General features: G+C 48.2%; 8 protein-coding genes. 4 read left to right on the top strand and 4 right to left on the bottom strand.

The features are described from left to right. Window positions 1-21 precede the first annotated feature (21 nt). Window positions 22-2214: a cyanophycin synthetase gene (locus ICN12_RS09745; RefSeq protein WP_216272313.1), complete on the top strand. Its 2193-nt coding sequence runs from the start codon at window positions 22-24 to the stop codon at window positions 2212-2214. Next, entirely contained in the window at window positions 2215-4785 is a 2571-nt protein-coding gene (cphA, locus tag ICN12_RS09740; RefSeq protein ID WP_216272312.1) for a cyanophycin synthetase, read from the top strand. A 105-nt stretch (window positions 4786-4890) separates the two neighbouring features. Here cphA and ICN12_RS09735 read toward each other — a convergent pair whose 3' ends face one another. Further along, complete coding sequence (locus tag ICN12_RS09735) at window positions 4891-5901, bottom strand: class 1 fructose-bisphosphatase (RefSeq protein WP_216272311.1); 1011 nt, start codon at window positions 5899-5901, stop codon at window positions 4891-4893. 198 nt (window positions 5902-6099) lie between these two features. Between ICN12_RS09735 and ICN12_RS09730 the strand changes: the two genes are divergently transcribed. Next, window positions 6100-6303 (top strand): type II toxin-antitoxin system VapB family antitoxin, encoded by a 204-nt coding sequence (locus ICN12_RS09730; RefSeq protein ID WP_216272310.1) that lies wholly within the window; start codon window positions 6100-6102, stop codon window positions 6301-6303. A gap of 2 nt (window positions 6304-6305) precedes the next feature. Continuing rightward, the gene (locus tag ICN12_RS09725; RefSeq protein ID WP_216272309.1) at window positions 6306-6689 is read left to right on the top strand and encodes a type II toxin-antitoxin system VapC family toxin; all 384 of its coding nucleotides are present in this window, start codon (window positions 6306-6308) and stop codon (window positions 6687-6689) included. Between the two features lie 36 nt (window positions 6690-6725). Here ICN12_RS09725 and pepN read toward each other — a convergent pair whose 3' ends face one another. From pepN to ald, 3 genes are all read right to left on the bottom strand, one after another. After that, entirely contained in the window at window positions 6726-9335 is a 2610-nt protein-coding gene (gene pepN / locus ICN12_RS09720; protein WP_216272308.1) for an aminopeptidase N, read from the bottom strand. A gap of 34 nt (window positions 9336-9369) precedes the next feature. After that, on the bottom strand, window positions 9370-9945 hold the full coding sequence (locus ICN12_RS09715; protein ID WP_216272307.1) for a TMEM165/GDT1 family protein: 576 nt from the start codon (window positions 9943-9945) through the stop codon (window positions 9370-9372). A 127-nt stretch (window positions 9946-10072) separates the two neighbouring features. After that, window positions 10073-11191 (bottom strand): alanine dehydrogenase, encoded by a 1119-nt coding sequence (gene ald / locus ICN12_RS09710; protein WP_216272306.1) that lies wholly within the window; start codon window positions 11189-11191, stop codon window positions 10073-10075. Window positions 11192-11200 lie beyond the last annotated feature (9 nt).

Raw genomic sequence — 11200 nt, 5'->3', positions numbered from 1 at the left:
CAGAGATTCCCCATTCCACATATGCCCCAATTACTAGATAAAACCATTGAGATCTTGAGCGTCAAGCATCTCCGCGGCCCCAATATGTGGACTTACCATCCCGTTATTGAGGTTTGGCTTGATATCGGCGACCTAGAGGATTTCCCCTCCAACCTCATTCCCGGTTTTTATGACCGCCTTGTCAAGGCTCTCCCCAGCCTCCAAGAACACCGCTGTAGTTATGGTGAAGCCGGTGGATTTCTGAAGCGGGTTGAAGAAGGAACTTGGCCTGCCCACATCCTGGAGCACCTTACCCTTGAATTACAAAATTTAGCCGGCATTCCCGGAGGATTCGGTAAAGCACGTGACGGCGATCGTCGGGGCGTTTACAAAGTCATGGTGAGCGCTATCAATGAAGAAGTAACCCTCACTGCACTGAAGTACGCTCGCGACTTATATCTTGCTCTAGCGCAAGACACCAAAGATCCAGTCGCCTTAGTCAAGACCATCATTGAAGAACTGCGTGAGCTTGGTGATGACCTATTGCTCGGACCAAGTACTGCCTGCATCGTTAACGCTGCTGAAGAACGCGGCATCCCCTCTATTCGCTTATCCGAAGGCAACTTAGTTCAATTAGGTTACGGCGCCAAACAACGTCGTATTTGGACGGCAGAGACTGATCAAACCAGCGCTATTGCAGAAACTATTTCTCGCGACAAAGACCTCACCAAGAGCCTGCTATCTAGCGCAGGCGTGCCAACCCCTGAAGGCCGTACAGTCACCAGCCCAGATGATGCTTGGGAAGCAGCGCAAGACATCGGCTTACCGGTAGTTGTGAAACCCATTGATGGCAATCATGGTCGTGGCGTGTTTATCAATCTGTACACCCAACAAGAAATTGAAGCCGCCTATGCGGTAGCGATTAATGAAGGTAGTGAAGTATTGGTTGAGCGCCACATCATTGGCGACGAACATCGCTTGCTAGTTGTGGGCAATAAAGTCGTTGCGGCTGCTAAAGGTGAAACCGTATGGGTTACGGGTGATAGTAAACACACTGTGCTTGAGCTCATTCAGATTCAGATTAACTCTGACCCACGTCGTGGCACTGCCGAAGAGCACCCGCTAAATCCAGTTCGCATTGATTCTGCAGTTGAGTTGGAACTTGCACGTCAAAAACTGACCGGGTCTAGCGTTCCACCGCTGGATCAAAAGGTGCTCATTCAAAGCAATGGTAATGTGGCATTTGATGTTACTGATTTGGTTCATCCAGAGGTGGCCAGTCAAGTTGCTTTGGCAGCTCGCGTAGTCGGATTAGAAATTGCCGGCGTTGATTTGGTCGCGCAAGATATCAGCAAGCCTCTAGAAACGCAAAATGCAGCCATCGTTGAAGTTAATGCTGGCCCAGGTTTGTTAATGCATTTGAAACCCGCTAGCGGCAAGCCCCAGCCTGTTGGTAAAGAAATTGCTAATCATCTCTTCCCGCCAGGAGCTGATTTCCGCATTCCAGTAGTAGGTGTCTGCGGCGCTCGCGGTAAAACCCCTGTTGCTGAAATGATTGCGCACTTCCTGCGACTCACTAATTTGTATGTTGGCCTCTCTTGCAGCAAGGGATTATTTTTTGGCCATCGCTCCATCCAAAAGAGCAACGCTGCCAACTGGGAAAATGCCCGTCGTACTTTATTAAATCGCGCTGTTGAAGCAGCTGTGATCGAAAACAACAACTTATCCATGCTGATCGAGGGTTTGGCTTATGACCGTTGCCAAGTAGGCGTGGTTCTAAATATCGATCCTAAAGCCAACTTCCCTCAATACGCCATCTACGATGAAGATCAAGTCTTTAGCATTGTCAGAACACAAGTGGATGTTGTTTTGCCAACAGGCGTTGCTGTACTTAATGCAGATGACCCTATGGTTGCAAGCATGGCCGAACTTTGTGATGGCGAAGTCATCTTCTTTACCCAAGACTCCTCATCATCTATTGCACAAGAGCACTTAAAAAATGGTGGTCGCATCGTCGTTATTGGCAATCAGCAAATTACCTTGAAATCCGGTAAGCATGATCAAAAAAGTATTCCTGTCCCACACCACTCTGAGCCCAATGCTGACGCGCCATGGAAGGCCATGAATTTGGGTGCGGCAATTGCTGCAGCTTGGGCTTTAGAAATTCCGTTCAACGTTATTGAAGCTGGTGCAGAAACCTTTGTTTCTGACGCTAGCGTTCCAGCAGGGGTTTAATTGGAAATCACTCGTATTCGTATGCTGCGCGGCCCGAATTTATGGAGCCGGCACACTGCCCTAGAGGCCATTGTTTCTTGTGATGAATCCGAGCGTTCAATCGATTCGATTCCCCAATTTGAAACCAAAATCCGTGAACGCTTTCCTCAATTGGGAAGCATGCGTCGCGGAGGTCACAATGAAGTTCTGTCCTTAGCCCACGCTTTAGAGCATGCTGCACTTGGCCTGCAGTCTCAAGCGGGCTGCCCAGTTACCTTTAGCCGTACAGTGCAGACAATTGAAGTGGGTGTCTATCAAGTTGTGGCGGAGTACACCGAAGAAGTTGTCGGGCGCATGGCATTTGACTTTGCTTTTGCCCTGATTCAATCAACTCTCAGTGACGTGCCGTTCGATCTAGCTGCCGCCCTCTCTGAATTAGAGGCGCTGTATGAAGATGTCCGCCTAGGACCAAGTACCGGATCTATCGTTGATGCTGCCGTACAAAGAAATATTCCCTATCGCCGTATGACTGAAGGTAGCATGGTGCAGTTTGGCTGGGGTAGCAAACAAAAACGGATTCAAGCTGCTGAGACTAGCGACACTAGCGCGATTGCCGAGGCCATTGCGCAAGATAAAGAGCTCACCAAAAACCTATTGGCAGCCGCAGGAGTGTCCGTTCCAATTGGTGAAGTGGTCACCACTGCTGATGACGCATGGCGCGCAGCCCAAAATATTGGCGGGCCAATCGTTCTTAAACCCAAGGACGGCAATCAGGGCAAAGGTGTTGTCGCTAACATCCAAACTGAAGCCGAAGTACGCGCTGGTTTTGTTGTCACCCAAGCCTTTGGACGAGACACGATTGTGGAGCGTTACCTACCTGGCGCGGACTATCGCTTACTCGTTGTTGGCAATCGCCTTTCCGCAGCGGCTCGCCGCGAGCCCGCTCAAGTAGTGGGGGATGGCAAACATACTGTTGCTGAATTAGTTGAACTTGAAAACAAAAACCCATTACGGGGTGATGGTCACGCAACTGCATTAACCAAGATTCGTTTTGATGACATCGCTCTTGCCCACTTAGCAGGCAATCATCTCACCCCACAATACGTCCCTAAGACGGGTGAGCGCGTTCTGTTGCGCAATAACGCCAACCTCAGTACTGGCGGAACGGCAACCGATGTGACCGATGATGTGCATCCTGATGTTGCTGCAAGTGCCATCGCTGCCGCACAAATGATTGGATTAGATATTGCCGGTGTCGATATTCTGTGCGAGGCAATTTACAAGCCTTTAGAAACTCAAGGTGGCGGTATTGTTGAAGTCAACGCAGCACCAGGCTTACGCATGCACCTCAAACCGTCCTACGGCAAGAGCCGTCCCGTTGGTGAAGACATCGTCAACATGATGTACCCGTTGGGTGAAGATGGTCGCATCCCCGTAGTAGCGGTGACTGGGACTAATGGCAAAACCACTACCGTACGACTCATCTCTCATTTACTGAATGAGACTGGCTTACGTGTTGGCATGACTACCACTGATGGTGTCTACATTAACCATCGCTTAATTGACTCTGGAGACTGTAGTGGCCCCAAGAGCGCACGCAATGTCCTCATGCATCCTGACGTCGATGCTGCTGTTCTAGAAACAGCTAGAGGTGGAATGCTGCGTGAAGGCTTAGGCTTTGATCGATGCGAAGTTGCCGTAGTTACCAATATTGGTGAAGGCGACCACTTGGGCCTGAACTACATCACCAGTGTTGAGGACTTGGCCATCTTGAAGCGGGTTATCGTTCAAAACGTTGCCCCAACCGGTGCTGCAGTTCTGAATGCCGCCGATCCGATTGTTGTGAAGATGGGTGATGTCTGCACAGGTCGGGTGATTTTCTTTGCACAAAATCAACACCATCCAGTGATAGCAGCCCACCGCGCCAAGAATAAAAAAGTGATTTACTTTGATGGTACTTATATCGTCTGCTCTAAAGGATCACGTGTACTCTTTCGCTTCCCGGTTAGTGAGATTCCATTAACTCAAAATGGTGTTTTAGGATTCCAAGTGGAAAATGCTATGGCTTCCATTGGTGCTGGCTGGGCCTTAGGCTTGGATGCCGATAAGATTGCACGTGGACTACATTCTTTTGAGAGCTCCGCAAATGCTGTGCCGGGACGCTTTAATCAATTCCAGCACAAAGGTGCCACCGTGATTGCTGACTACGGCCATAACCCCGATGCAATGCGTGCCTTAGCGAGTGCAATCGAAGCTATGAAACCCAAGAAGAGTCATGTGGTGATTAGTGGTGCTGGCGATCGTCGCGATGAAGACATTCGTGATCTGACCCGCATTCTAGGCAATAGCTTTGATAGCGTGATCCTCTACCAAGATCAATGCCAACGCGGACGTGAAGATGGCGAAGTATTAAAGCTTCTTCAAGAGGGCTTGGTAGGCACCAGTAAAGCCAAACAAGTAAAAGAGATTACCGGTGAGTTCTTAGCCATTGATACCGCCCTCAATGACTTATCTGCCGGGGATATCTGCCTCATCTTGATAGACCAAGTGGAAGAATCATTGGCCTACCTTAAAGAGAAGGTTCAAGCGTAAGCACTAAACCTGAATACTGAGGATGTCCTCCTAAACCAAAAAGCCCAATCACTTGATTGGGCTTTTTATTGAACTACTTTAGCGCTCGTCTTAGGCGCTAATGATTTACACCTGAGAATGGTAGTGCTGTAAGCGCTCAATTTCCTCTTTAGACCCCAGCATCACAGAGACGCGCTCATGGAGCTCAGTAGGAACCATATCCATGATCAGTTGATCGCCATTGGTTGATGCACCGCCAGCCTGCTCTACCAAGAAGCTCATTGGGTTTGCTTCATACATGAGGCGCAACTTGCCGGGCTTATGGGGCTCACGTTGATCCCATGGGTACATAAAGATGCCACCACGAGATAGCACGCGATGCACATCAGCCACCATAGAAGCAATCCAGCGCATATTGAAATCTTTGTCCCGTGCACCACTCACACCAGCTAAACATTCATCTACGTAGCGACGAACGGGCTCAGCCCAGTGACGCATATTGGACATATTGATTGCAAATTCTTTGCTTGAGTGAGCAATCTCCACCGCATGTTTAATTAAGACAAATTCGCCGGTCACTTTATTCAAAGTAAACATCACCACACCATCGCCTAGTGTTAAGGCCATCGTTGTTTGCGGACCATACACAACATAACCCGCTGCGACTTGATGGCGCCCTGACAATAAGAAATCAGCTGTTTGTAACGGCGCTGCAGGATCTTGTTTTTTGAGTACAGAAAAAATTGTACCAATGGACACGTTCACATCGATATTGGATGAGCCATCCAATGGATCAAAGAGTAATAGGTAGTCACCCGTACCCTGAACTGGAAGTGGCAATTCCATTTCTTCGGAAGCCAAGCCAGCCAATGATTTGCATCCTTGAACACCATCAATCAATAGGTCATTAGCAATCACATCCAGCTTTTGCTGAACCTCGCCCTGGACATTACCAGTACCAGCGGAGCCCAATAGGCCAATCAAGGCACCTTGGGCCACCTCATGACTCAAAGTGGAGCAGGTACCAGCGACTGCCACCAAAAGCTCTTGTAGGCCAGCAGGAATGGCTACACCCTTCACCTGAGTGGATTCTAGATATTGCTTGAAATTGGTATTGAAAGTACTTGAAGCAGTCAAAAGGAGTTTCTCCGTAGGCGCCGTCTAAACGACAGATTTCACATGGGGTCTATTTTGCCCTGTTCAGCCACTAAATTTCCAAAAAATAGGCTTTAGGGGACTGCTTTAGAGGACATTTTGTAGCCATTAATCAGTTACTTCCTCTAGATTGATGATAATTTTGATGTTAATATGCATCATTATTGATGAGAGAAATCTATGAGAACAACCGTAACTATTGATGACGAGCTTTATCAGCGGGGTTTAGAGCTCGCAGACCCTGGAATGGATAAGGCCGATCTTTTTCGCGAAGCAATGAATGTATTTGTCAGGGTTCAAATCGGAAAACGTTTGGCAGCATTAGGAGGGAAGGCGCCTGAAATGAAGAGCATCCCCCGCCGAAAACCAAAGGATGGTCAGTAATCATGACGATGGTTTTGGCTGACACTTCAGTATGGATAGCTCACTTCAGAAAAGGAAACCCATCATTGCAAGCCCTTTTAGTTAACGATCAAGTCCTATGTCACCCACTGGTTCTTTTGGAGCTTGCCTGCGGATCTCCTCCGGCCCCGAGACTACAAACTTTGAGCCAATTAAAAAGCCTACGCCAAGCAACGGTCGCAACTATGGAAGAAACGATAGATTTCGTTGAAAAAAATAAGTTTTATGAGTTAGGCTGCGGAGCGGTAGATATTTCACTACTTGCCTCAACACTATTATCTAAAAATGCCATGATCTGGACATTCGATAAAAATTTAGAAGCCTTAGCCATCCAACTTAACGTTGCCTACAAAGCAAGTTTCCATTGAAATAAAAGGATGGTGAATCTAGGCGAGGCTATCAGCTCAATTCCCCAAGGCCTTAGAAACCACCTCTTTCACATCTGCAGAGAGGGTTTCACAAGCAGCAACCTGCTTAAGGGCTGCCACCATTTGATCCTGGTAGGGCTGGGCAAAATGATGCCAGCGATCTAGACCTCTGGCTAAACGGGCAGCTACCTGTGGGTTAATGGGGTCTAGCGCTAGAACAGATTCCGCCCAAAAAGCATAGCCACTGCCATCAATCTGATGAAAGCTTGCGGGGTTATTCATACAAAAAGCATGAATCACACTGCGTACACGATTGGGGTTGTTCATCTTGAAAGCTTCATGCTCACGCAAACGCTTTACCTCACTCAGTGTCGACTCAGTATTAGCAACTGGTGGGCGACTGGATTGCAATGCAAACCACTTATCGATCACCAAAGCATCATCAGCAAAACGAGTATAGAAATCCTCTAAACATGCTGCCGCCGATTTAGAGCCATGAATCACCAATCCGGCTAAAGCGGCGTATCGATCAGTCATGTTGTCAGCATTCTGATATTGGTTGACCGCCATCGGCGCCCAAATCAATGGATCCGCTTCTAGCAACATACTGAGCGCCAAGTTCTTTAGGGCGCGCTTACCGGCACTTGCTGCATCCGGATTAAAGGGTCCTGGAGTTTGCATTTGCTGGTAGAGCGCAGCCCACTCAATACGCAACTCACTGGCAATGGCATGGCGGAAAGCACGACGTGCCGCATAGATTTTTTGTGGGTCAACGCTAGTGCACTGCTCATACAAGTAAGTCTCTGCTGGCAAAGTCAGTGCCAGCTCTTTAAATGCGGGGTCTAAGTCTGGATCAGTTAGCAGATTGCGATAAGCCTCAATGAGCGCCACATCTGGCAAGCGATTATCCAGAATCATTTGCATGGCCAACTTTTGGCCAGCTTCCCAGCGATTAAATGCATCATCATCGCTTGAGAACATCGTGAGTAGATCAGCCTCACTTTGATCAAAATCTAAATTAATCGGGGCTGAGAAATTGCGGTTGATCGACAGCACCGGGCGACTGGATACCTGATCAAAGGTCCAGGTTTGCTGCTCTTGCGTTAACTCCAGCAAGGTCTCAATCTGATCATCTGCGGGGGTTAATAAACGCATCTTCAGCGGAATATGAAACGGCTTGCTATCTGTATTCGCAGCATTAGCCGAAGGGCTTTGCTTTAAGGTAACTTGATATTGTTTTTTATCTGCGTCGTACGATTCTTCTACTCTGACTTTAGGTGTGCCTGCTTGGCTATACCAATTCTTGAACTGCGAAAGATCGCGCCCATTGGCATCCGCCATTGCCGATAAGAAATCATCGCAAGTAACTGCTTGACCATCGTGACGCTTGAAGTAGAGATCCATACCCTTGCGGAAACCTTCAATACCAAGCAAGGTTTGATACATGCGCACGACTTCAGAACCCTTCTCATACACCGTCACGGTATAGAAATTATTGATCTCCTGATACTCATCCGGACGAATTGGGTGCGCCATCGGACCCGCATCTTCGGGGAATTGGAGTTGACGCAAGAGCCGCACATCCTCAATACGCCTTACTGCCCTACCCGACTCACTACCCATTTGGTCTGCAGAGAACTCTTGGTCGCGGAATACAGTTAAACCCTCTTTAAGCGAGAGCTGGAACCAATCGCGACAAGTGACGCGGTTACCAGTCCAATTGTGGAAGTACTCATGGGCTACAACGCTTTCGATATTGGCAAAGTCCGCATCAGTAGCGGTTTCAGGCTGAGCGAGAACATACTTGGTATTGAATACATTCAAACCCTTGTTCTCCATTGCCCCCATATTGAAATCACCTACTGCCACAATCATGAATCGCTCTAAATCCAATTCCAGGCCATAACGTTTTTCATCCCAATGAATCGAGGCTATTAAGGAATCCATTGCATGGCGGGTCTTTTTCAGATCATGTGGCTCAACCCAAATCTGCAATAACTTTTTCGCACCACTGCTGGTGGTGATAGTTTCTTCAATACATTCGAGCTTGCCGGCAACCAAGGCAAACAAATAGGATGGCTTTGGAAATGGATCTTCCCAAACAGCGCTATGCCAACCATTCGGTAATTTTTCGGCGCTAATGAGGTTGCCGTTAGACAGTAATACTGGACACTCTGCTTCACGAGCGCGCAGGGTAACGCGATAACGCGCCATCACATCTGGTCTATCGAGGAAGTAGGTAATTTTTCTAAAGCCTTCAGCCTCGCACTGTGTAAAGAAGTTGCCATTAGAAACATACAGCCCCATCAAAGAGGTATTTTTCTCAGGCGCACAGACGCAGATAATTTCAACTACGAAAGCTCGCTTACCTTCATTCGGCAACGCATGAATAGTTAGCGCTTCAGGAGTGAGTTCAAACTGACGATGAGCCTCACCATTAATACGCAAGCTCACAAATTCCAGCTCGTGGCCCTGCAATACCAGCGGTACTCCTGCCTCATGGCCAGCGCTAGGCAAAACCTCTAGGCGACTTTTCACAATCGTCCTAGCGGGATCTAAAGCAATATCTAGCTCAACCTTTGAAAAGGTGTAATTTGGAGCGCAGTATTCGAGCCTGCGAAAGCTCTGTGGCAGATCAGTTTTCATGGGGCAATTTTAAGCCCCACAGATTATTTTCGCCCTAACCCCAGACGAGGGTTGCAATACCAATTGCAATAAAGGTTACGGCGGCAACAGCGTGTACCCACTTGATTGGCATGCGTTTAGTGAATTTCTGACCGATCCAAACCGCTGGAGCATTGGCCAACATCATCCCCAAAGTGGTGCCAACCGTTACTGAAAATACATCCGAATACTTAGCGCCCAAGGCAATCGTAGCGATTTGGGTCTTATCCCCCATCTCCGCCAAAAAGAAGAGGCCAACAGTCAACATGAACACTTGGAAAGCACGGTCTGCCACTTTAGAGCCAGCAGCGTCATCAATATGGTCGGGCACCAATAGCCACAGACCAATTCCTAAGAAGCTCAAACCCAAAATCCACTTCAGCAGATCTGGACTCATAAACGTGGTGAGCCAGTGCCCTAGAAACGCCGCACAGGCATGGTTTGCAATCGTCGCAATGAATATGCCCCCAATAATGGCTATGGCCTGCTTGGGATAGCGGGCAGCCAACATTAGTGAGAGTAATTGGGTTTTATCACCCATCTCGGCTAAAGCCACTACGCCGGTAGAAATTGCTAATGCAGAGAAGTCCATAAATTCAGTAGCCTGCTTATCTTAAAAAGTGAGGTGCTACTGAAATCATAGTGGATAAATATGACAAGTCCCGACACGACCTAGAAAGTTGGCATCTCGCCAGATGCCAACTCCTGAACACTTAGCCTTAAACAGCCAATAACTCTTCAGCAGGCACAAAATCTATTTTCTGCGCTCTTGCTACTGGCTCAGATGTGAGGCTGCCGCGATGCACACTCAGGCCATTACGCAAGTGATGATCTTTGGATAAGGCCTTTACCATCCCTCGGTTTGTTAAAGCCTCAATGAAGGGATAGGTTGCATTAGTCAAAGCAAACGTAGAAGTACGAGCAACAGCGCCAGGCATATTTGCTACACAGTAGTGCAACACTCCATCGATAATAAAGGTGGGGTCTGCATGGGTAGTGGGTTTGGAGGTTTCAAAACAGCCACCTTGATCAATTGCCACATCCACCACCACCGCACCTGACTTCATTTTTCGAACCATTTCTCTGGTCACTAGCTTTGGCGCTGCGGCACCGGGTAACAAGACCGCGCCAATCACCACATCTGCTTCGCAAACCTCTAACTCCACTAAGAGTGGATCAGCGTAAAAAGTTCTTACGCGATTTCCGTAGAGCATATCAATCTGTCTTAAGCAATCGATATTGCGATCGAAGATGCATACATCTGCGCCCATACCGACAGCCATTTGTAAGGCATTCCGACCCACAACACCGGCGCCCAATATGACTACCTTTGCTGGCGCTACTCCCGGCACACCCGCCATCAAGATGCCCAACCCTCCATGTGTTTTCTCCAGATGTGCAGCTGCAGCCTGAATAGACATTCTTCCTGCCACCTCACTCATGGGCGCTAAGAGTGGCAAAGAGCCAGTGCATGAGGTTACGGTTTCATAGGCAATACACGTTGCCCCAGAAGCCAGTAGTGCCTTGGTTTGCTGTGGGTCTGGTGCCAAATGGAGATAGGTAAAGAGGATTTGATCTTCACGCAACATCGCGCATTCTTGCGGCTGAGGCTCCTTCACTTTAACCACCATCTCCGCTTTAGAAAAAACTTCGGCAGCACTATTGATTAAGGTGGCGCCAGCCAAACGATAAGACTCATCACTCAAGCCAATTTGCTCACCAGCTCCACGCTGAACCAAAACAGAGTGACCCTGTTTACACAAGCCCCTCACATTACCTGGGGTTAAGCCAACACGAAATTCATTATTTTTTACTTCTTGAGGTACGCCAACAATCATTTATGTCTC

It is taken from the genome of Polynucleobacter sp. AM-25C3 (genome assembly GCF_018882335.1).
GTDB lineage: Bacteria > Pseudomonadota > Gammaproteobacteria > Burkholderiales > Burkholderiaceae > Polynucleobacter.
Note: the sequence above shows the minus strand (reverse complement) of the source record. Positions and strands in the feature narration are given on the sequence as shown.

Excerpts from the sequence above, each read along its gene's own strand:
- ICN12_RS09745 (WP_216272313.1), top strand. The coding sequence starts at position 22 with ATGCCCCAATTACTAGATAAAACCATTGAGATCTTGAGCGTCAAGCAT.
- ICN12_RS09730 (WP_216272310.1), top strand. The coding sequence starts at position 6,100 with ATGAGAACAACCGTAACTATTGATGACGAGCTTTATCAGCGGGGTTTA.
- ICN12_RS09725 (WP_216272309.1), top strand. The coding sequence starts at position 6,306 with ATGACGATGGTTTTGGCTGACACTTCAGTATGGATAGCTCACTTCAGA.
- pepN (WP_216272308.1), bottom strand. The coding sequence starts at position 9,335 with ATGAAAACTGATCTGCCACAGAGCTTTCGCAGGCTCGAATACTGCGCT.
- ICN12_RS09715 (WP_216272307.1), bottom strand. The coding sequence starts at position 9,945 with ATGGACTTCTCTGCATTAGCAATTTCTACCGGCGTAGTGGCTTTAGCC.
- ald (WP_216272306.1), bottom strand. The coding sequence starts at position 11,191 with ATGATTGTTGGCGTACCTCAAGAAGTAAAAAATAATGAATTTCGTGTT.